The 19,848-nt window shown below is 73.8% G+C and carries 18 protein-coding genes; 9 read left to right on the top strand and 9 right to left on the bottom strand.

Going from position 1 to position 19,848, the window contains the following annotated elements; all coding sequences use genetic code 11:
* Positions 1-340: 340 nt before the first annotated feature.
* Both ACFV0O_RS27885 and ACFV0O_RS27880 read left to right on the top strand, forming a co-directional pair.
* A complete protein-coding gene (locus ACFV0O_RS27885; protein ID WP_360253588.1) occupies positions 341-1,042 on the top strand; it encodes an ABC transporter ATP-binding protein in 702 nt (233 codons plus the stop codon).
* A 4-nt stretch (positions 1,043-1,046) separates the two neighbouring features.
* Positions 1,047-3,584, top strand: a complete 2,538-nt coding sequence (locus tag ACFV0O_RS27880) for an FtsX-like permease family protein (RefSeq protein WP_380346368.1) — start codon at positions 1,047-1,049, stop codon at positions 3,582-3,584.
* Between the two features lie 27 nt (positions 3,585-3,611).
* Here the strand turns inward: ACFV0O_RS27880 and ACFV0O_RS27875 are convergent, their stop codons facing one another.
* Complete coding sequence (locus ACFV0O_RS27875; protein ID WP_380346366.1) at positions 3,612-4,781, bottom strand: sensor histidine kinase; 1,170 nt, start codon at positions 4,779-4,781, stop codon at positions 3,612-3,614.
* A 341-nt stretch (positions 4,782-5,122) separates the two neighbouring features.
* A complete protein-coding gene (locus tag ACFV0O_RS27870) occupies positions 5,123-6,388 on the bottom strand; it encodes a S53 family peptidase (protein WP_380346364.1) in 1,266 nt (421 codons plus the stop codon).
* A 337-nt stretch (positions 6,389-6,725) separates the two neighbouring features.
* Here ACFV0O_RS27870 and ACFV0O_RS27865 point away from each other — a divergent pair, with 337 nt between their 5' ends.
* Positions 6,726-7,514, top strand: coding sequence for an alpha/beta fold hydrolase (locus tag ACFV0O_RS27865; protein WP_380346362.1), 789 nt, complete (start codon positions 6,726-6,728; stop codon positions 7,512-7,514).
* 147 nt (positions 7,515-7,661) lie between these two features.
* Entirely contained in the window at positions 7,662-8,279 is a 618-nt protein-coding gene (locus ACFV0O_RS27860) for an RraA family protein (RefSeq protein ID WP_380346360.1), read from the top strand.
* A gap of 51 nt (positions 8,280-8,330) precedes the next feature.
* On the opposite strand, the gene ACFV0O_RS27855 is transcribed toward ACFV0O_RS27860, so the two are convergent.
* Entirely contained in the window at positions 8,331-9,155 is an 825-nt protein-coding gene (locus tag ACFV0O_RS27855; protein WP_380346358.1) for an isocitrate lyase/phosphoenolpyruvate mutase family protein, read from the bottom strand.
* A 112-nt stretch (positions 9,156-9,267) separates the two neighbouring features.
* Between ACFV0O_RS27855 and ACFV0O_RS27850 the strand changes: the two genes are divergently transcribed.
* Positions 9,268-10,275 carry a winged helix-turn-helix domain-containing protein gene (locus ACFV0O_RS27850; protein ID WP_380346356.1) on the top strand — a complete coding sequence of 336 codons (1,008 nt, stop codon included), beginning with the start codon at positions 9,268-9,270 and terminating at the stop codon, positions 10,273-10,275.
* Positions 10,276-10,513: 238 nt separating this feature from the next.
* Positions 10,514-11,188, top strand: coding sequence for a Crp/Fnr family transcriptional regulator (locus ACFV0O_RS27845; RefSeq protein ID WP_030240972.1), 675 nt, complete (start codon positions 10,514-10,516; stop codon positions 11,186-11,188).
* A gap of 75 nt (positions 11,189-11,263) precedes the next feature.
* On the opposite strand, the gene ACFV0O_RS27840 is transcribed toward ACFV0O_RS27845, so the two are convergent.
* The 5 genes from ACFV0O_RS27840 to ACFV0O_RS27820 form a co-directional block, all read right to left on the bottom strand.
* Positions 11,264-12,097, bottom strand: a complete 834-nt coding sequence (locus ACFV0O_RS27840) for an MBL fold metallo-hydrolase (protein ID WP_360253604.1) — start codon at positions 12,095-12,097, stop codon at positions 11,264-11,266.
* On the bottom strand, positions 12,094-12,267 hold the full coding sequence (locus tag ACFV0O_RS27835; protein ID WP_380346354.1) for a hypothetical protein: 174 nt from the start codon (positions 12,265-12,267) through the stop codon (positions 12,094-12,096). The genes ACFV0O_RS27840 and ACFV0O_RS27835 overlap by 4 nt, the downstream gene beginning before the upstream one ends.
* Before the next feature lie 155 nt (positions 12,268-12,422).
* Positions 12,423-13,289, bottom strand: a complete 867-nt coding sequence (locus ACFV0O_RS27830; protein WP_380346352.1) for an NUDIX hydrolase — start codon at positions 13,287-13,289, stop codon at positions 12,423-12,425.
* A 63-nt stretch (positions 13,290-13,352) separates the two neighbouring features.
* Entirely contained in the window at positions 13,353-13,820 is a 468-nt protein-coding gene (locus ACFV0O_RS27825; RefSeq protein WP_360253610.1) for a RidA family protein, read from the bottom strand.
* Entirely contained in the window at positions 13,817-13,975 is a 159-nt protein-coding gene (locus tag ACFV0O_RS27820) for a DUF4177 domain-containing protein (protein WP_094743074.1), read from the bottom strand. Before ACFV0O_RS27820 ends, ACFV0O_RS27825 begins: the two co-directional genes overlap by 4 nt.
* A 213-nt stretch (positions 13,976-14,188) precedes the next feature.
* On the opposite strand from ACFV0O_RS27820, the gene ACFV0O_RS27815 reads away from it, so the two are divergent.
* Positions 14,189-15,277, top strand: a complete 1,089-nt coding sequence (locus tag ACFV0O_RS27815; RefSeq protein WP_380346350.1) for an ArsA-related P-loop ATPase — start codon at positions 14,189-14,191, stop codon at positions 15,275-15,277.
* A complete protein-coding gene (locus tag ACFV0O_RS27810; protein WP_380346348.1) occupies positions 15,274-16,539 on the top strand; it encodes an ArsA family ATPase in 1,266 nt (421 codons plus the stop codon). The genes ACFV0O_RS27815 and ACFV0O_RS27810 overlap by 4 nt, the downstream gene beginning before the upstream one ends.
* A gap of 94 nt (positions 16,540-16,633) precedes the next feature.
* Here ACFV0O_RS27810 and ACFV0O_RS27805 read toward each other — a convergent pair whose 3' ends face one another.
* Positions 16,634-16,957, bottom strand: a complete 324-nt coding sequence (locus ACFV0O_RS27805) for a WhiB family transcriptional regulator (protein ID WP_030240986.1) — start codon at positions 16,955-16,957, stop codon at positions 16,634-16,636.
* Between the two features lie 423 nt (positions 16,958-17,380).
* Between ACFV0O_RS27805 and ACFV0O_RS27800 the strand changes: the two genes are divergently transcribed.
* The gene (locus tag ACFV0O_RS27800; protein WP_380346346.1) at positions 17,381-19,735 is read left to right on the top strand and encodes a transglycosylase domain-containing protein; all 2,355 of its coding nucleotides are present in this window, start codon (positions 17,381-17,383) and stop codon (positions 19,733-19,735) included.
* Positions 19,736-19,848 lie beyond the last annotated feature (113 nt).

Genomic DNA, 19,848 nt, shown 5'->3' with positions numbered 1-19,848 from the left:
GGCGGTCCGTGTTTGATTACTTCGAACAAGGTCGATCCTTGCACCCGAACAGGACTTTGGCCACGCCGTACTCCATGGAATGCCCCATGCGATTCGCATGGGTCGGCCCGTGGATTGCCCATCCCCCGGCCGCCCGGGGCCGTTCCCCGACGGCCGGACGGGCCCGTCGGCCGGTCCGGCCGTTACGCCGGTCTGCGGATTTGGCTAGGCTGGCCGGCGATAAGGGGCAGGGCGGCGCATCGAGGAGGGGATTCCCGTTTTCTCGCGGACTGCGGATTCCAACGATCCGGAACAGGCCCATTCCGTTTCCGACCCGGACCCGGCGGTCCGGCTCGACGGGGTGAGCAAGGTGTACGGGCAGGGGGCGGGGGCCGTGCACGCCCTGCGCGGGGTGTCGATGGAGTTCCGGCGCGGCGGGTTCACCGCGGTGATGGGGCCGTCCGGATCCGGGAAGAGCACCTTCCTGCACTGCGCCGCCGGGCTCGACCGGCCGACCTCCGGCCGGGTCCGGCTGGCCGGCCGGGACCTGGCGGCGCTGTCCCCGAACGAACTGACGATCCTGCGGCGCCAACGGATCGGCTTCGTCTTCCAGGCCTTCAACCTGCTGCCGTCGCTGACGGTCGAACAGAACATCACCCTGCCGCTGCGGCTGGCCAAGCGTCGGGCGGACAAGGCCTGGCTGGCGGAGATCGTCGAACGGACCGGTCTGACCGAGCGGGTGCGGCACCTGCCCACCCAGCTGTCCGGCGGCCAGCAGCAGCGGGTGGCGATCGCCCGGGCCCTGGTGACCCGGCCCGAGGTGGTCTTCGCGGACGAACCCACCGGCGCCCTGGACAGCACCACCGGGACCGAGGTCCTGCGGCTGCTCCGGCACGTGGTCGACGGGATGGGCCAGACCGTCGTCATGGTGACCCACGACCCGGTCGCCGCCTCCTACGCGGACCAGGTCTACTTCCTGGCCGACGGCGCCTTCGCCGAGGTCCTGGACGGGCCCACGCCCGAACGGGTCGCCGAGCGGATGACCATCCTCGGAAGGCGCTGACGACATGCTCCTGCTGGCCTGGCAGACGGTGCGCGCGCGGAAGGCGGGCTTCGCCGGCGCCTTCACCGCGCTCGCCTTCGCCCTCGTCCTCACCGCCGCCTGCGGCGTCCTGCTGGAGTCCGCCCTGCGCACCGGCAGGTCCGCCGAGCGGTACGCCGCGGCCCCGGTCGTGGTCGGCGACCCCACCCGCGTCCCCGACGCCGGACCGCTGGTCGCCCGGCTCTCACAACTGCCCGGCGTCACGGCCGCCGTCCCGGAGGTCTCCTTCCCGGCGGCGGTCATCACGGCGGACGGAAAGGTCCTGTCCGGTCCGCAGGGCGGCCCCTCGCTCGGGCACTCCTGGACGAGCGCCGTCCTGGCCCCGTTCCGGCTGACCTCCGGCCGCGCCCCGGCCGGGCCCGACGAGGTGGTCCTGGACGCCGCCACCGCCGCCCGCGCCGGGGTCACGGCCGGCGGCACCGTACGACTGGCCACCACCTCGGCGCCCCGCCCCTACACCGTGGCCGGACTGGCCTCGCCGGCGCAGGAGCTGTCCCGGCAGAGCGCACTCTTCTTCAGCCCCGAGCAGGCCGCCCGGCTCGCCGGGACGACGACCGGCGCGAACGCGATCGGCATCATCGCCGCGGAGGGAACCGACCTTCGGGCACTGGCCGAGCAGGCCGGACAGGCGGTGGCCGCGACCCGACCGCAGAACGGCGGCGACGACGGGTCCGGACCCCGGGCGCGCACCGGCGACGAACGCGCCGAGCTGGAGTTCTACGGCGCTCCCGGGCCCGGGGACGGCCTGTCCTCGCTCGCCGGGACGATGGGGGTGCTGTCGCTGTTCGTCTCGGTCTTCGTGGTGGCCGGGGCGCTCGCACTCTCCGTCCAGCAACGGATGCGGGAGATGGCCCTGCTGCGGGCGGTCGGCGCCACCAGCGGCCAGGTGCGGCGGATGATCGCGCTGGAGACGCTGGTGCTGACACTCGCGGCCGCGGTCGTCGGCGTCCCGCTCGGGGTCGGCCTGGCCGCGCTGCTGCGGGGCGAACTGGTCGACCGCGGGGTGGTCAGCTCGGACGTGCCGCTGCACGTCGGGCCGACCGCCCCGCTGATCGTCCTCGGCGTCGTCGTCGTCACCGCGCAGCTGGCGGTCTGGGCCGCCGCGCGCCGGGCCTCCCGGGTAGAGCCCACCCAGGCGCTGCGCGACTCCTCGGCGCCGCCGCCCGGCATCGGCCGGATCCGCACCGCGCTCGGGCTGGTGACCCTCGCCGTGTGCGGCGCGGTGCTGGCCGGCTCGACGGACGGCCGCAGCGGCGCCGGCACGGCCGAGGGCATGGTGCTGGTACTGCTGCTCGGGGTCGCGCTGATCGGCCCGCTGATCGGCCGGGTCGCCAGTGTGGCGATCGGCGGGCCGATGGGCCGGCTCTTCCCCATCGCCGGATTCCTCGCCTCCGCCGCCCTGCGGGCCCAGCCCCGCCGGTTCGCCGCCGCCGTCACCCCGCTGGTGCTGGCGGTGGCCTTCACCGGCACCGTGCTGTTCGTCCCGGTCGTCAAGGCGCAGGCCAACGTGGCCGAGGACGGCCGACGGCTGCTGGCCGACCACGTCGTCCAGGCGGGCGACATCGGCCTTCCGGCCGAATTCACCGACGCCGTGAGGAAGTTGCCCGGGGTCGGGGCGGCCGGCGGCCTGGTGTCCAGCGTCGTCATGGTGTCCGGCAACACTTCGGACACCGCCGGTACCCACGGGGTGGACGCCCGGATCGTCGACCCGCAGGGGCTGGAGCAGCTGGTCGACCCCGGGGTGACGGCGGGCTCACTGGACCGGCTTCGCGGCGAGAGCATCGCGCTGGGGCAGCAGACCGCCTCCCGTCTCGGCGTCGACGTCGGCTCCACGGTCCGGATCCAGTGGGAGGACGGCAGCAGCAGCACCGCCACGGTCGTCGCCGTCTACGACCGCGACGCGCGGTTCGCCGACGCGCTGCTGCCCACCGGCTTCGCCGCCGCGCACACGCCGGACCTGCTCGCACCGACCGTGCTGGTCCGCACCGCCCCCGGCGCCGACCCGCAGCAGGTGGGCCGGGAGCTCCAGGGCCTCCGGTCGGCCTACCCGATGGCCCGGATCAGCGACCGGGCGGACTACGACGCGGCGCGCCGGCACCAGCAGCAGGCGGCCACCGCGGTCGGCCGGCTACTGCTCGGCATGATCAGCCTGTTCACCGCCATCGCCGTCGTCAACACCCTGGTGATGGCCACGACCGAGCGGCTGCGCGAGTTCGCGCTGCTGCGGCTGGTGGGCACCACGCGCCGCCAGGTGCTGCGGATGATGGCCTGGGAGGGCGGGATCACCGTCGCCGTGGCGCTCGCCCTCGGCGCCGCGGTCACCGCGGCCGTCCTGGTGCCGGTCAGCCTCGCGCTCACCGGCACGGCCTGGCCGTCGCTGCCGGGGAGTTGGGAGGCCGCGGTGCTGGGCGGGGCGGCGCTGCTGGGGGTCGGCACCGTCCTGCTGACCACCCGGCTGGCGCTGCGGAGGGAACCGGTCGAGGCGATGGGGGTGCGCGAGTAGGCCGCACGCTCCCTGCGGTGCCGGGCGTCAGGCCGCGCTGGAGGCCCGCTCGGATCCGGCCTCCCGGGCCTCCCGGGCCGCCGCCTTCGGGGCGGACGAGGCCTCGACGACCGCCGAGAGGTGGAACCAGCCGGAATCGTCCCGCTCGGCGGTCAGCCGACCGCCGACCGCCAGCAGCCGCTCGGTGAGGTTCTCCAGGCCGCGCCCGCCGCCCGGCTCCGCCGGTCCGCCGTCGGCCGGGACGCCGTCGTTGGACACCACCAGGCGCACGGTGCCGCGCTCGTCCCGGTCGGCCCGGATCTCGCAGTGCCCGGGCACGCTGTGCCGCAGCATGTTGGTGACCGCCTCCCGCACCACGGTGGCCAGCACCGCGTCCAGTTCGAGCCGCAGCACGCCGCAGTCCAGGTCGGCGTCGGCGCTGATCCCGGCCGCCCGCAGCGCCGCGACGGCCGAACGGGACTCCCGCGCCAGGGACATCTGGAGGTCGCCGCTGGAGATCCAGCGGGCGTCCGACATCGCCTGACGCACCATCACCAGTACCTCGGACATCTCGGCGCGGGCCCGCGCCGGGTCCTCCAGGGCCAGCCGCTGGGCGAGTTGGCACTTCAGCGCCGCCACCGAGAGGCTGTAGCCGAGCAGGTCGTGCAGGTCTCGCGCGAAGCGCAGCCGCTCCTGGTCCACCGCACGCTCCGCCAGCTCCGTCCTGGCGGCCCGCAACTCGGCCGTCAGATCGGCGAGTCGGGCCACGCCGTACACGACGACGCCGCCCACGACGGTGGAGACGACGGCGTTGACGCACTGGCCGAAGTTCCCGTCCAGGGCCGCGCAGAGCGGGTACTGGCCCGCCGCCAGGGCGCCGAAGAGGATCCAGGAGCGGGGCGCGGCGACGGTCAGCAGCACCGAACCGGCGAAGGAGCCGGGGATGCCGACCCACGAGCCGTCGAACACCAGGAACGGCAGGTAGGTGAGCACCCCGTGGGCGAACAGGCTCCACGGCCACCAGAGCCGCTCCAGCCGCCACGGACCGGCGTGCATGATCTGGAAGCCGAGCAGCAGCAACAGGACGACGACGGCCGACAGTTGGTACACCAGGCCGTCGTGGTTGCGGACGGTGGCCACCACCGAGGCGACGAAGAAGCCGACCGCCACCATGACGACGATGCCCTGGGTGAGTCTCGACAGGGGGTCGCCGGCCATCCGGGACGTTCGACGCCCGGCCGGCCGCCGCGAGTGACGATCACCGTCGATTCGGTACTCACTGTGACCCAATGTCAGCTCCCGGTAGACGATTCGGCCCGCCATCGGCGCGCGGGGCCCGCTTCGCACGACGACGCGGCCCCCGCACGCCTCACCCAGAGCATAGTTCCCGTCAGCAATATCCCGTTAACACACAGTCATTGACCGGAAATGATGGATTTCCGCTGCCGGTCGACCGTCTCCGGACCGACCGCAATCGCGGTCAATTCCCCGGACTCGTGGAATTGCACCGGCCGGCGCACCGCACCGGGCAATCCGCGGGAGCGGCCGCGACCTGCGGCTCAGCGATCGGATCCGGCCAGTGCGCGGACGAAGGACGGAACATCCACCGTGCCCCAACCACTCGCGGTGTCGAAGCCCGTACCGGCGGCGAAGCCGGGAACTCCGCCGTAGTCATTGCGACCCTCGGTGACATCGGTGATTCCGGCCGCCGCACCGTGCCGGCCGAGCCGGTACAGCAGGGGATTGATGTCGCCCAGCCGGCCGCCGTGCTGCTGGACCGCGAGGGCCACCACGCCGGCGAAGAGGGCCGCGGACTGGGAGCTCCCGCGGGAGCCCTGCATGGTGATGTCGGGGATCGAGCGGCCGTCCGCCTCGCCGCCGTCCACCGCCCTGCCGTCGGCCGCCCTGCCGTCCACCGCCCTGCCGTCGGCCGTCCCTCCGTCCGCCACGGACCGCTGCCACCACGGCCGGGCGAAGGCCGACGAGTGGCCGGCGCCCGACCGGGGCCAGAGCGTGTCGGGCGCGGTCCGGTTGCCGTCGCGGTCCACGTGCAGCTGCACCGCGCCCACCGCCGTCACCCGCGGGTCGGAGGCCGGCCAGGCCACCACCCGCCGGTCGTACGTACGGTCGGGCGAGTCGCGCAGCGGCCCGGTCGGCCCGTGGTCCCCGGAGGACGCCACCAGCGTCACCCCGGCCCGGCCCGCGCGGGAGAAGGCCCGCCCGAGGCGGTGGATCGACCGGGGGTCGGAGAAGTTCTGCTCCGGCGTCCCGAAGCTCATCGAGACCACGTCGGCGATGCCGTGCTCGGTCAGGAAGTCGAGGGCCCGCATCATCTCCGGCATCCCGGTCTCGCCCTGGGTCTCGTCGACCGGGATCGCGGTCACCGCGATGCGGGCCCCCGGGGCCAGCGAGTGGATCATCGCCACGTCCGTCCTGGTCTCCTGTTGCCAGGCGAGGCAGTTCGCGGTGTTCACCCCGGGGTCGGTGCAGGACGGCGCTTTCCCCAGCGGTTCGAGATTCACGATGTCGGCCGGCGGCAATCCGTACGCCTCGTCGTACTGCGCGATGAAATCGGCCAGTCGGGGATCTCCGTAGGAGACCAGTACGCCGACCGTCACGCCTTTTCCGGTGATTCCCCGCTGCCACAGTTCCGCGGCCTTGTACGGCACCGCGATGGACGGCTCCTTCGCGGGTTCCGCGGAATCGGCCCGGGCCGCGGCCGAGACCGACTGGGCCGGGGCGGCCAGAATTCCGCACAGCAGCGGAAATACGACGGCGGTTCTGCGCCACGATGCGATGCGCCGGAGCTTCGAGTCCGTTCCCACTTCCACGCTCTCCCGTTTCGTCGAGGGCTTTCCGCGCCTCATGATCCGGTCCGGGCGGCCGGAGGTCAGGGCCCCTCGGCGAGATCGTGGATTTTCCACGGACGGGAACGTGGACCACGCCCATGGTCGTCGCGCCGGGGTGCGCCCTATGGTTCCCACGGGGCTGTCGAGCAGGACTGCGGCCCTCGACGAGGGTGGTCCTGGTCGTCCGGAGTGAGGCCGGCGGGCAGGAGGGACCGTGGACGCCCCGGAAAAAAATCTTCGGCGGGAGCGATGAGTTCCGCGGCGGACACCGGTCTACCCCTGCGACCGGATCGTCCGAACGAAGGAACACCCCATGAGCACCGTGGTCTCCACCGACGGCACCACCATCGCCTGCACCGTCACCGGCTCCGGCCCGGCCGTCGTCCTGGTGGACGGGGCGACCACCCACCGGGCCTTCGACCCGGGCGTCGCGGTCGCCGAGCAGCTCGCCGCCCACCACACCGTCTGGGCGTACGACCGGCGCGGCCGCGGCGGCAGCGGCGACACCGCGCCGTTCGCCGTGGAGCGCGAGATCGAGGACCTGGCCGCCGTGGTCGCGGCGGCCGGCGGCTCGGCCGCCGTCTTCGGCATCTCCTCGGGCGCCGCGCTCGCGCTGCGGGCCGCCGCCGCGGGCGTCCCGATGACCCGGCTGGCCGTCTACGAGCCGCCCTTCAGCACCGGGGCCGAGCAGAGCGCCCGCTTCGTCGGCTACGTCACCGAGCTGGAGGCGGCGCTCGCCGAGGGACGGCGCGGGGACGCCGTCGCGGCCTTCATGACGTTCGTCGGGATGCCCCCGGAGATGGTGGCCGGGATGCGCACCGCCCCGGTGTGGCCGCTGTTCGAGGCGATCGCGCCGACGCTGGCCTACGACGCGGCGGCGCTGGGCGCGCGGACCGGTGCGACCGTCCCGGTCGACGTCCTGGCCCGGATCGCCGTGCCGACCCTGGTGCTGGACGGCGGCGCCAGCCCGGAGCTGCTGCGGGCCCCGGCCGCCGCGGTGGCCGCGGCCGTGCCGGGCGCCGGGTACCGGACGCTGGCCGACCAGACCCACGAGGTCGCGGCCGAGGTGCTGGTGCCGGAGCTGGAGAAGTTCTTCGCCTGAGGTTCCGTCCCGGGGAGGGGTCGACCTCGCGCCCCGGGAACGGGTCTGACGTCCCGTCCCTGACGCCCCGTCCGGGGGAGGGGCGCCCGGTGTCGCGGCCGGTGGCCCTAGTCTTCCGACGAACCGATGATCGGAGAACGAGGACCCATGGACGTGGACTTCAAGGACATCCCCACCACCACCCTGGCCGACATCCTGGGCCGCGCCCAGGTCATGGACATCGGCATGCGCCCGCTCTGGGCCGGGATGCCCCGGGTGGCCGGCCCGGCCTTCACCGTGCAGTGCCCGCCCGGGGACAACCTGATGCTGCACGCCGCGATCCACCGGGCCGGGCCCGGCTCGGTGATCGTGGTCGAGTCCGGCGACCTGGACTACGCGCTGGCCGGCGGCAACGTGTGCGCCGTGGCGCAGCGCCGGGGCGTGGCGGCCTTCGTCGCCGACGGGCTGATCCGGGACCTCGGCGAGGTCCGGGAGGCGGGCTTCCCGGTCTTCGCCCGCGGCGTCATCCCGATCCCCGGGGCGAAGAAGGCGCTGGGCACGCACGGCGCCCCGGTCCGCTGCGGCGGTGTCCTGGTGGCGGCCGGCGACGTGGTGGTGGCCGACGAGGAGGGCGTCGTGGTGGTGCCCGCCGCCGAGCGGGACCGGGTCCTGGACGCCGCCCGGGCCAAGCTGGCCAAGGAGGCCGCCGAGACCCTGGACGAGTGGGCGGCGGAGCACCACGCCCGGATCGAGCGGACCCTCGCCGAACTGGGTTTCCAGGGCTGAGGCCCCGGGGCGGCCGGCCGCCCCGACCGTCGGCGGCCCCCGGGACCGCCGTCAGCCCCGGTACAGCCCGTTCAGCTCGCCGAAGCCGAGCGCCCCGTCGAGTTCCGTCAGCGTCCCGGCGCCGAGCAGTTCGGCGGCGGCGCGGCGGGCCGCGGTGTACGCGAGCTGGGCGAGACCGGTGCCGAGGCTGATCCGCCGCACGCCCGTGGCGGCGAGTTCGGCGACGGTCGGCCCGCCCGGGACGGCCATCGCGTTCACCGGCAGCGCCGAGCGCCGGCAGAGCTCGGTGAGGACGTCGAGGTCCAGCAGCCCGGGGACGAACAGGCCGTCGGCGCCCGCCCCGGCGTAGGCCCCGGCCCGGGCCAGCACGTCGTCGAGCCCGCCCAGCCCGAACAGGAAGACGTCGGTGCGGGCGTTGACCACCAGCTCGGGCAGCCCGGCCGCGGCCGCCGCCGCACGGGCCGCGCGCAGCCGCTCGGCCTGCGCGGCGACCGGGAAGAGCGGGCCGCCGACCGCCGTCGAGTCCTCCAGGTTCACGCCGACCGCGCCCACGCCGACCAGGGCGGTCACGGTCCCGGCCACGTCGGCGGGCAGCGGCCCGTACCCGCCCTCGGCGTCGACGGTGACCGGCAGGTCGACCGCCTCGACGATCCGCCGGGCCGCCTCGACCGCCGCCGCGCGGTCGAGCCGCTGGCCGTCGCCGTGCCCGAGCGACCAGGAGACGCCGCCGCTGGTGGTGGCGACCGCCCGGGCGCCGACCGAGGCGATCACGGCGGCGCTGCCCGCGTCCCAGGCGTTGGGCAGGACGAGTGCGCCGTCCGCGACCAGTGCGCGCAGCCGCAACGCCCGCTCGCGGGACTCGGGGGTGGTGGACATGGGTGTCACCGGCTTTCGTACGGATCGGTGGGGACGGAGGCATCCTGCGCCCGGCCGACCCGACCGGACCAGTGATTAAGCTGGGGCTGAATCTTCCGCGGAGGGGGCCCGCATGCGCACCGAACTGCACTTCTCCGCACAGGACTTGGCGTTGACCCGGTTCGCCGTCTCACCGATGCAGGAGGTGGTGACCAGCCTGCGCGCCCTCGCCTGCTCCCCCGTCCCGGCGCTGCACCGCCGCTGGGCCGGGGAGGTCCGCGAACGGTCGGCCGCCGCCGGACCGGCCCCGGAACGGCTGACCGCGCTGGTGCCGCCCACCGGCCACCTGCCGGACTTCCTCAACCCCGCCCCGGCCGGCTTCTCCCCGACGCTCGCCGAGGAGCTGGCCGCGATCACCGCCACCGGCGCCGAACAGGTCCGGGCCGACCTCGACGTCCTGGCCGCCGAGGCCGGTGGCCGGCTGCCCGCCGTCCTGGCGCCGCTGCACCGCGACCCGGCCGCGCAGCTGCCCCGGCTGGCCGCCGACCTCGCGGCGTACTGGGAGCTGGCGCTCGCCCCGTACTGGGCCCGGATCCGGGCGCTGCTCGCGGCGGACGTCTTCCACCGCTCCCGGCAGGCCGCCGAGCACGGGACCGCGCGGATGCTGGGAGAACTGCACGAGACGGTCCGCTGGGACGGCACCGCACTGCTGCTGGAACAGCGGCACTGCGCGGTCACCCGGCTGACCGCCGGCGCCGGGCTGCTGCTCCTGCCCTCGGCCTTCGCCTGGCCGCGGGTGCTGACCCGGGTGCTGCCGCCCGACCCGCCGCAGCTGATCTACCCGGCGCGCGGCACGGCCACCCTGTGGGAGCGCCGGCCGGACGCGGCGGCCCGCACCGACGCGCTGGCCGGCGTCCTCGGTCGCTCCCGCGCCCGGCTGCTGGCCGAGCTGGACTCCCCGGCCTCGACCACCGAGCTGGCCCGCCGCACCGGACTGTCCCCGGCCGGCGTCTCGCAGCACGTCACCGCCCTGCGCACGGCCGGCCTGACCAGCGCCCACCGCGCGGGCCACGCCGTCCTGCACGCCCGCACGGCAGTCGGCGATTCGCTGTTCGGCCAGGACGGGCCGGCACTCGCCTGACCGGCCCGCCGTCGCCCTACGGGCGCGGGTTCGACGACGGCCCCCCGGAGCCGTCCGGGCCTCCCGCCACGTGTCCCGGCCGATGACCCGCCGGTACGAATGGCCCCGCACGGCACACCTCGGCACACCCCCTCCTCATATGATCGGAGCGACATGCGCCATGCTTGGTGACGCAGAACACTGAACGGAACTTGCGCCGGACGGCCCACCCGCCGCACGGCCGAGAAGGAGGAAGCACGTGGACGACGTTCTGCGGCGCGCCGCACTCTTCGCGGCACTCGACGACGAACAGGCCGGCGAGCTGCGCGCTTCCATGACCGAGGTCACCCTCGCCCGTGGGGAGTCGCTGTTCCACGAGGGCGACCCGGGCGACCGGCTGTACGTCGTCGCGGAGGGCAAGGTCAAGCTGCACCGCGCCTCGCCCGACGGTCGCGAGAACATGCTCGCCGTGCTCGGCCCCAGCGAGATGATCGGCGAGCTGTCGCTGTTCGACCCGGGCCCGCGCACCGCGACCGCCAGCGCACTGACCGAGGTCAAGCTGCTGGGCCTGGGCCACGGCGACCTGCAGCCCTGGCTGCACGCCCGCCCCGAGGTCTCCATCGCGCTGCTGCGGGCCATCGCCCGCCGACTGCGCCGGACCAACGACGTGATGTCCGACCTGGTCTTCTCCGACGTGCCCGGCCGCGTCGCCAAGGCCCTGCTCGACCTCTCCCGCCGCTTCGGCGTGCAGTCCGAGGAGGGCATCCACGTCGCCCACGACCTCACCCAGGAGGAGCTGGCCCAGCTGGTCGGCGCCTCCCGCGAGACGGTCAACAAGGCGCTCGCCGACTTCGCCGGCCGCGGCTGGCTGAAGCTGGAGGCGCGCGCGGTGGTCCTGATGGACGTCGAGCGGCTGTCCCGCCGCTCGCGCTGACGCTCAGAGCACCGCGAAGGGCCCGTCCGTCCGGACGGGCCCTTCGGCGTCGGTGCGGGCACCCGGTCCGGGCGGTCAGCTCCGTTCCGGGATCAGCCCGTGCTCCTCCAGGTACTCCAGCTGCGCCCGGACGGACAGCTCCGCGGCCGGCCAGAGCGCCCGGTCCACGTCGGCGTAGACCCGCGCCACCACCTCGGGCGCGGTCCGGCAGCCCGCCTCGACCGCGGTCTCCACCTGTGCGAGCCGGTTGGCCCGGTGCGCCAGGTAGTAGTCGACGGCGCCGAGCGCGTCCGCCAGCACCGGGCCGTGGCCGGGCAGCACGGTCCGCACGCCGTGGTGGGAGGCCATCGTGTGCAGCCGGCGCAGCGAGTCCAGGTAGTCCCCGAGCCGCCCGTCGGGGTGGGCGACCATCGTGGTGCCGCGGCCGAGCACGGTGTCCCCGGTGAGGATCGCGCCGTCGTCCGGCAGGTGGAAGGTCAGTGAGTCCGAGGTGTGGCCGGGGGTGCCCACCACCCGCAGGTCCAGCCCACCGACGTCCAGGCGCTGACCGCCCACCAGTCCCTCGGAGCCCAGCCGGTGCGCCGGGTCCAGGGCCCGCACCTCGGTGCCGGTGAGTTCGGCGAAGCGGGCCGCGCCCTCGGAGTGGTCGGCGTGGCCGTGGGTGAGCAGGGTCAGCGCGACCCGCTTGCCCCGTTCCTCGGCGAGGGCGACCACCCGGCGCAGGTGCTCCTCGTGCAGCGGGCCCGGGTCGATCACCACGGCGAGGTCCGAACCGGGCTCGGAGAGCAGCCAGGTGTTGGTGCCGTCCAGCGTCATCGGCGACGGGTTCGGCGCCAGCACGCACAGCGCCCGGGGGGTGGCCTCGCCGCCGACGACGGCGGCGGGGTCACCGGGCAGGAGACCGCTCACCGGCCGCCCCCGCCGTCGCGGTGCAGGGTCCGCAGCGGCAGCGCCCGGACGACGGCGCGCTGCGTCGGCTCGACGAACGGGACCTGGTCGTCACAGGCCGGGGTGCGGGGGATCAGGCGGCGGGCGGGCATCTCGGGTGCCGTCCGGCGAGCCACCTCGTTGTGGGTCATCGGGCGTCGGTCCTTTCTCTGCGTGGTGCGGTTCGCGCGGTTCCGTGCGGTGGTGCGGTGGTGCGGTTCTGCGGTGGTGCGGTTCTGAGGTGGTGCGGTCTCCGCGGTGGTGCGGTTCTCCGCGGCGGTGCCGGTGGGCCTCCTCCGCGGACGGTTCAGGAGCCCTCGGGGAACTCCCCGTCGATGGTCAGCTCGTCGTACCCGGGCCAGCGGACCGTCATGCGGTCGCCGCGCAGCTCGGCCCGGCCCAGCACGGGCTCCAGCGGACGGTCGGCGGCCGCGGCCAGCGCCTCGGCCGCGGTGCGGACCGACGACAGCTCGCGCAGCACCGTCACGGTCGGCGGCAGCATCCCGAACCGGCCCTCCTGGTGACCCCGGACCGCCTCGGCCGGACTCAGCCAGGCGACCCGGTCGGCCTCGCCGACCTCCAGGGCCGCCCGCTGCCCGGCCGGCAGGGCCGCCACGAAGAACCAGGTGTCGTAGCGGCGCTCCTCGAACTCGGGGGTGATCCAGCGGGCCCAGCCGCCCAGCAGGTCGCTGCGCAGCACGAGACCGTGGTCGCGGAGGAACTCGGCGAGGGACAGCTCGTGCGCCTCCAGCGCGGCCCGCTCGGCGGACCAGTCGCGCGGCTCGGCGACGCTCCCCGCGTCCGGGCCGGCCAGCAGCACGCCGGCCTCCTCGAAGGTCTCGCGGACCGCCGCGCAGACCACCGCCCGGGCCGTCCGCTCGTCCACCCCGAGCCGGTCCGCCCACTCCCGGGGCGAGGGCCCGGCCCAGCCCGGCTCGACCTCGGCGTCCCGCGGGTCCACCCCGCCGCCCGGGTAGGCGTACATCCCGGCCGCGAAGGCCATCGAGGTGCGCCGGCGCAGCAGGTAGGCCTCCGGGCCGGCGGCGGCGTCGCGCAGCAGCACGACGGTGGCGGCGGGCCTGGGCACCGGCGGGGTCAGCACGCCGGATTCGACCGCCCGGATCCGGGCGGGCCAGCCGGGCGGCATCGGGAGCGTCGTTGCTCGATGGTCCATGCCCGGATGCTAAGCGCACGGAGGCGGGGTCGGCCAGGGCCGGCCCCGCCTCCGTGATCGGACTCAGACCGTCTTGACCCGCACCTGGAGCTCGACCTCGACCGGGGCGTCCAGCGGCAGCACCGCGACGCCGACCGCGCTGCGGGCGTGCACGCCCGCGGGGCCGAGGACCTTGCCGAGCAGCTCGCTGGCGCCGTTGACGACGCCCGGCTGGCCGGTGAAGTCGGGGGCGGAGGCGACGAAGCCGACGACCTTGACGACCCGCTCGATCCGGTCGAGGTCGCCGATCACGGACTTCACGGCGGCCAGGGCGTTCAGCGCGCAGGTCTGCGCGAGCTCCTTGGCCTCCTCCGGGGACACCTCGGCGCCGACCTTGCCGGTGCTCGGCAGCTTGCCGCCGACGACCGGGAGCTGGCCGGAGGTGAACACGAACTCGCCGGACTGCAGGGCCGGCACGTACGCGGCGACCGGGGCGGCCACCGGCGGCAGGGTCAGGCCCAGCTCGGCGAGCTTCGACTCGACGACGCTCATGCGTTCTTCTCCCGCTTGAAGTAGGCCACCAGCTGCTCCGGGTTCGGGCCGGGCACGACCTGGACGAGCTCCCAGCCGTCCTCGCCGAAGTTGTCCAGGATCTGCTTGGTGGCGTGCACGAGCAGGGGCGCCGTCATGTATTCCCACTTGGTCATGGCCAGACTCTAGACGAGCCGCCGCGGCGATCGGCGCCGCACGGGGACCGGCGTGTGAGGTGGAGCACAAAGAGGGCATGATCAGGCCTGGCACCCCCAGGTGCTCCGGGCATCCGGCGCGGTCCCTGGTTACCCTCGCGAGAGGGCACCCTGGTGAGGGGCACCCTCGTCAGGAGGGGACGCCCGTAGGACGGAGACGGACGGAGACGGAGCGTGGCACGCACCCCCGGCCAGGCGGACCGGCGCGATCCCGACTGGGAGGGCGTCCGGCTGCACGTGGTCAGCGGCAAGGGCGGCACCGGGAAGACCACGCTGGCCGCCGCGCTGGCCCTGGCGCTCGCGGCCGACGGCGGCCGGGTCCTGCTGATCGAGGTCGAGGGCCGGCAGGGCATCGCCGAGCTGTTCGGCATCGCCGCGCTGCCGTACGAGGAGCGCCGGATCGCCTCGGTCTCCCGCCGGCAGCTGGGGCTGCCCGCCGCGGAGGCGTCCGCGGGCGGGGCCCAGCCCGGCGAGGTCTTCGCGCTGGCGATCGACACCGAGCAGGCGCTGCTCGAGTACCTGGAGATGTTCTACAAGCTCGGCCGGGCCGGCAAGGCGCTGCAGAAGGTCGGCTTCGTCGACTTCGCGACCACCATCGCGCCCGGGGTCCGGGACGTCCTGCTCACCGGCAAGGCCTGCGAGGCGACCCGGCGCAAGGACCCGGACGGCCGGCGCCGCTACGACGCGGTGGTGATGGACGCCCCGCCGACCGGGCGGCTGACCCGGTTCCTGAACGTCAACGCCGAGGTCGCCGGGCTGGCCCGGATCGGCCCGATACACACTCAGGCGCAGGCCGTGATGCGGGTGTTGAAGTCCCCGGAGACCGCGGTGCACCTGGTCACCCTGCTGGAGGAGATGCCGGTGCAGGAGACGGTCGACGGCATCGGGGAACTGCGCGAGGCGAAGCTCCCGGTGGGCGGGGTGCTGGTCAACATGGTCCGGCCGCCGGTGCTCGACGCGGCGGCGGTGTCCGCGGTGGACGGCGACCACCGCGAGGACGTCGCCCTGGCGCTCGGGGAGGCCGGGCTCGGGGGCCGCTCGCGCAAGCCGGAGACGGTCCGGGCCGCGGTGGAGCCGCTGATCGACCCGCTGCTGGAGCAGGCCAGGGAGCACGCCGAGCGGGTCGAGCTGGAGCGCGCGCAGCGCGCCGACCTGCAGCAGCTGCGGATCCCGACGTACGAACTGCCGCTGCTGAGCGAGGGCGTGGACCTCGGCGGGCTCTACCGGCTGGCGGGCGACCTGAAGCGGCAGGGGGCGGCATGACCTCGAACGGGGTGCGGAGCACCGGGAAGCGGCTCGCGGTGGACGAGCTGATCGACGATCCGGGGACCAGGATCGTCGTCTGCTGCGGGTCCGGCGGCGTCGGCAAGACCACCACCGCCGCGGCGATCGGCCTGCGGGCCGCCGAACGCGGCCGCAAGGTCGTGGTGCTGACCATCGACCCGGCCCGCCGGCTCGCCCAGTCGATGGGCCTGACCGAGCTCGACAACACCCCCCGGGTGGTGAAGGGCGTCACCGGGATGGAGGGGGCGCCGCTGCGCGACCCGGACGGGGACGGCGGGCGGCGCGAGGGCGAGCTCCAGGCCATGATGCTGGACATGAAGCGGACCTTCGACGAGGTCGTGCTGGCCCACGCCGAACCCGAACGGGCCCGCGCGATCCTGGAGAACCCCTTCTACCAGTCCCTGTCGGCCGGCTTCGCGGGCACGCAGGAGTACATGGCGATGGAGAAGCTCGGGCAGCTGCGGGACGCCGAGGAGTGGGACCTGATCGTCGTGGACACCCCGCCGTCGCGCTCGGCGCTGGACTTCCTGGACGCGCCCAACCGGCTCGGGTCCTTCCTGGACGGCCGGGTGATCCGGATCCTGACCGCTCCGGCCAAGGTCGGCGGGCGCAGCGCGATGCGGTTCCTGAACGCCGGGATGGGCCTGCTCACCGGCACCCTGGGCAAGATCTTCGGCGCCCAGCTGCTGACCGACGTGCAGACCTTCGTCAGTGCGACGGACTCGATGTTCGGCGGCTTCCGCGAACGCGCCGACCGCACCTACCAGCTGCTCAAGGCGCCGGGCACGGCGTTCCTGGTGGTGGCGGCGCCGGAGCGGGACGCACTGCGCGAGGCGGCGTACTTCGTGGACCGGCTCGCCGCGGACCGGATGCCGCTGGCCGGGCTGGTGCTCAACCGGGTGCACGGCACGGGCGCCCCGCAGCTGACCGCGGAGCGGGCGCTGGCGGCGGCGGAGGCGCTGGAGGAGAACGGCTCGGAGCACTCCTCGCCGGAGGCGGAGCTGCTCGCGGCCGGACTGCTGCGACTGCACGCCGAGCGGATGCAGATCATGGGGCGGGAGCGCCGCACCCGCGACCGCTTCGTCTCGGTCTACCCGGACGTGCCGATCGTGGAGGTCCCGGCGCTGCCGGGCGACGTGCACGACCTGGACGGACTGCGGGCCATCGGGGACCGGCTCAGCGGCGCGGCCCCGGGCGACGCCGCGCAGGACGGCGGCGACAAGGCTGATCGAAGGCGGTAGTTCGACAGCGGTAGGAGGCCGCGGGCGGTGCGACGTGCGCTCCGCCCGGGGCCGGCCCGGCCCGGACCCCCCGGTTCGGCCGGTGCGGTGCTGCTCAGCCCGCCTGTGCGTAGTCCGTCAGTATCACACCGGTCGCGAGGGACTCCTCGTACTCGGTGCGGGCGGTCTCCAGCAGCCTCCGCCACGAGATGACCGTCGGGCGCCGGCGCAGCAGTGCCCGCCGCTCGCGCTCCGTCATCCCGCCCCAGACCCCGAACTCCACCCGGTTGTCCAGGGCGTCCGCGAGGCACTCCGTCCGCACGGGGCAGCCGCTGCACACCGCCTTCGCGCGGTTCTGCGCCGCCCCCTGGACGAACAGTTCGTCCGGATCACTCGTGCGGCAGGCGGCCTGCGCACTCCAGTCGTCAACCCAGCCCATCCCGGCGCCGTCCTCTCCCGTATCGAGGCTCCCCCACGGCGGCAACGGCATATTCACCGTTGCCAGTTGAGGACGTTACGGAAGAACGACAGCTTGCAACAGCCCCTTCGGGCTCAATCTCGAATGACCCGATTGGACTATGGGTATCGGTCAGCTCACTCGTTGGAGTGATCGCAGGTCGCGCACCTTGCCAACGACGGAGCCCCCACTCTCGCCACAGGAGCCATCACGGAGAGCAACCGTTCACGCGGGCACAGGAGGCCTCAGCCGCCTCAAAATCCGGACATCCGGGGGCAATTCGGGCAACTCTCTGCACTCACAAGAGTGAATGATGTTGACGCACCGAAGCTGTACCAAGCTTGTGACAAGCCTAGGCGAACACCTGCCCCTGTGTACGGGAATCCGCGACGTAGGGTTCTCCCCATGGCACCGAAGCGCCCACAGGCACCCCAGCCCCCAGGCAACACCGGAGCTCCGCGCGGCCGGGCCGGCGGATCACCGTTGGACCACGTCGGCAACGGCGTGAAGTTCCTGGGCGTCAGCGTGCTCTCCGGAGTCCTGCTGGCGGGGCTCGCCCTGCCGGCCGTCGGCGCCATGGGGCTGACCGCCAAGGACACGGCGGAGAGCTTCGACAACATCCCCGACGACTTCAAGACGCCGCCGCTCACCCAGGCGACCCAGATCTTCGACGCCAAGGGCGGGCTGATCGCCAAGGTCTACGAGCGCGACCGCACCGTCCTCACCGCCGACCAGATGTCGCCGTTCATGCGGCACGCCCAGGTCGACATCGAGGACGCCCGCTTCTACGAGCACGGCGCCGTCGACCTCAAGGGCATCCTGCGCGCGGTCAGCAAGAACGCCGAGAGCGGCACCGCCTCCCAGGGCGCCTCGACGCTGACCCAGCAGTACGTGAAGAACGTCAACGTGGAGAAGGCCGGCGACGACCAGGCCGCCGTCCTGGAGGCCCAGCGCAAGACCCTGGGCCGCAAGATCCAGGAGCTCAAGGTCGCCATCAAGCTGGAGGAGGACCTGAGCAAGGACCAGATCCTCACCAACTACCTCAACATCACCTTCTACGGCCACCAGGCCTACGGGGTCGAGGCCGCCTCCCAGCGCTACTTCAGCAAGAGCAACAAGGACCTGACCGTCGCCGAGGCCGCCACGCTGGCCGGCATGGTGCAGAACCCGTCGTCCTACGACCCGGTGCGCTACCCCGAGAACACGGTCAAGCGCCGCAACGTCGTGATCGACAAGATGCTGGAGAACAAGCACATCACCGCCGACGAGGCGAAGGAGGCGAAGGCCGCCCCGCTGGGCCTGAAGTACAAGGACCCGCAGAACGGCTGCATCACCGCCCAGGCCGGGATGGGCTTCTTCTGCGACTACGTCCGCCACGTGGTCAAGCAGGACCCGGCCTTCGGCAAGAGCGCCGACGAGCGCAAGAAGCTCTGGGACACCGGCGGCCTGAACATCTACACCACGCTGGACCCGGACAAGCAGGCCGCGGCCCAGAACGCCGTCACCAAGAAGGTCAACGTGACCGACACGGTGTCGGCGGCCGCGACCATGATGGAGCCGGGCACCGGCAAGATCCTGGCGATGGCCCAGACCCGCCCGTACGGCCTGGACCCGAACAAGAACCAGACCGTCGTCAACCTCAACGTGGACGCCTCGATGGGCGGCGGCAACGGCTTCCAGACCGGTTCGACGTTCAAGCCGATCCTGGCCGCGGCGGCGCTGGAGTCGGGCATGGCGCCCACCCAGGCGTTCCCCTCCCAGAACAAGATCGAGTACCCGCAGATGTCCACCTGCTCGGGCACCTGGAAGAACGTCCCGACGCCGGGCGAGGGCAAGGCGACGGTCAAGAACGAGTCGGACAGCGAGGTCGGCCCCTACCAGCTGAAGGAGGCCATGGCCCGCTCGGTCAACACCTACTTCGTGCAGATGGAGCAGCAGGTCGGCCTCTGCGCGATGAAGCAGATGGCGAACAAGCTGGGCATCACCCAGTCCGCCAAGGGCGACGCCTTCCGCGAGGTGCCCTCGATGGTCCTGGGCACCCTGGAGCTCTCCCCGCTGACCATGGCGAACGTCTACTCGACCTTCGCCGCGCGCGGCAAGTACTGCACCCCGATCGCGATCAACAAGATCAGCACGGTGGACGGCAAGGAGCTCCCGGTCCCGCAGACCCAGTGCAGCCAGGCCTTCTCCGAGGACACCGCCGACAAGCTCAACACCGTCCTGCTGAACGTGACCGAGAAGGGCACCGCGGCCGCGCTCGGCCTGGACGGCGGCCGCAAGATCGCCGGCAAGACCGGTACCACCGACGAGAAGAAGGCCGCCTGGTTCAGCGGCTACACCCCGTCGCTGGCCACCTCGGTCTGGCTCGGCGGCCCGGCCGGCGGCGTCAAGATGAAGAACATCAACATCGGCGGCAAGCACTTCGACGAGGTCTTCGGCGCCGACGGTCCCGGTCCGATCTGGCAGATGGCGATGAACCAGGCCCTCCAGGGCTCGCCGATGGAGCCGATCCAGACCATCGACATCCCGGACCCGCAGCCGGCCACCCCGCCGGCCGGTGCCACCGCGCCCCCGGCCGACCAGAACCCCCAGCCGCCGGCGGGCAACCCCCCGCCGCCGCAGGGCGGCGGCAACCCCGGCGGCGGCAACGGCGGTGGGAACGGCGGCGGCAACGGCGGGATGATCGGCGGCGGGTTCACCTTCCCGCCGGGCATGATCGGCGGCGGCAACGGCGGCAAGCACGGCGGCGGCAACGGCTGACCCGGGCGGCCGGGCCCGGCCCGCGGAACGTAGCGAAGGGGCGTCCTCACCGTGTGGGGTGACCCCCCCAGCGGGTGGGGGGGGGGGTGGGGGCGCGAGGGCGAGGGGGCGCC

This window comes from Kitasatospora sp. NPDC059577, assembly GCF_042735475.1.
Lineage (GTDB): Bacteria > Actinomycetota > Actinomycetes > Streptomycetales > Streptomycetaceae > Kitasatospora.
This window is presented reverse-complemented; position numbering and strand designations above follow the sequence as displayed.

What these genes read in the sequence shown, in the direction of transcription:
- ACFV0O_RS27835 (WP_380346354.1), bottom strand. Translation starts at nt 12,267, where the DNA reads ATGACCCACAACGAGGTGGCTCGCCGGACGGCACCCGAGATGCCCGCC.
- ACFV0O_RS27805 (WP_030240986.1), bottom strand. Translation starts at nt 16,957, where the DNA reads ATGGGCTGGGTTGACGACTGGAGTGCGCAGGCCGCCTGCCGCACGAGT.
- ACFV0O_RS27880 (WP_380346368.1), top strand. Translation starts at nt 1,047, where the DNA reads ATGCTCCTGCTGGCCTGGCAGACGGTGCGCGCGCGGAAGGCGGGCTTC.
- ACFV0O_RS27825 (WP_360253610.1), bottom strand. Translation starts at nt 13,820, where the DNA reads ATGAGCGTCGTCGAGTCGAAGCTCGCCGAGCTGGGCCTGACCCTGCCG.
- ACFV0O_RS27820 (WP_094743074.1), bottom strand. Translation starts at nt 13,975, where the DNA reads ATGACCAAGTGGGAATACATGACGGCGCCCCTGCTCGTGCACGCCACC.
- ACFV0O_RS27860 (WP_380346360.1), top strand. Translation starts at nt 7,662, where the DNA reads ATGGACGTGGACTTCAAGGACATCCCCACCACCACCCTGGCCGACATC.
- ACFV0O_RS27850 (WP_380346356.1), top strand. Translation starts at nt 9,268, where the DNA reads ATGCGCACCGAACTGCACTTCTCCGCACAGGACTTGGCGTTGACCCGG.
- ACFV0O_RS27810 (WP_380346348.1), top strand. Translation starts at nt 15,274, where the DNA reads ATGACCTCGAACGGGGTGCGGAGCACCGGGAAGCGGCTCGCGGTGGAC.
- ACFV0O_RS27830 (WP_380346352.1), bottom strand. Translation starts at nt 13,289, where the DNA reads ATGGACCATCGAGCAACGACGCTCCCGATGCCGCCCGGCTGGCCCGCC.
- ACFV0O_RS27865 (WP_380346362.1), top strand. Translation starts at nt 6,726, where the DNA reads ATGAGCACCGTGGTCTCCACCGACGGCACCACCATCGCCTGCACCGTC.
- ACFV0O_RS27875 (WP_380346366.1), bottom strand. Translation starts at nt 4,781, where the DNA reads ATGGCCGGCGACCCCCTGTCGAGACTCACCCAGGGCATCGTCGTCATG.
- ACFV0O_RS27855 (WP_380346358.1), bottom strand. Translation starts at nt 9,155, where the DNA reads ATGTCCACCACCCCCGAGTCCCGCGAGCGGGCGTTGCGGCTGCGCGCA.
- ACFV0O_RS27800 (WP_380346346.1), top strand. Translation starts at nt 17,381, where the DNA reads ATGGCACCGAAGCGCCCACAGGCACCCCAGCCCCCAGGCAACACCGGA.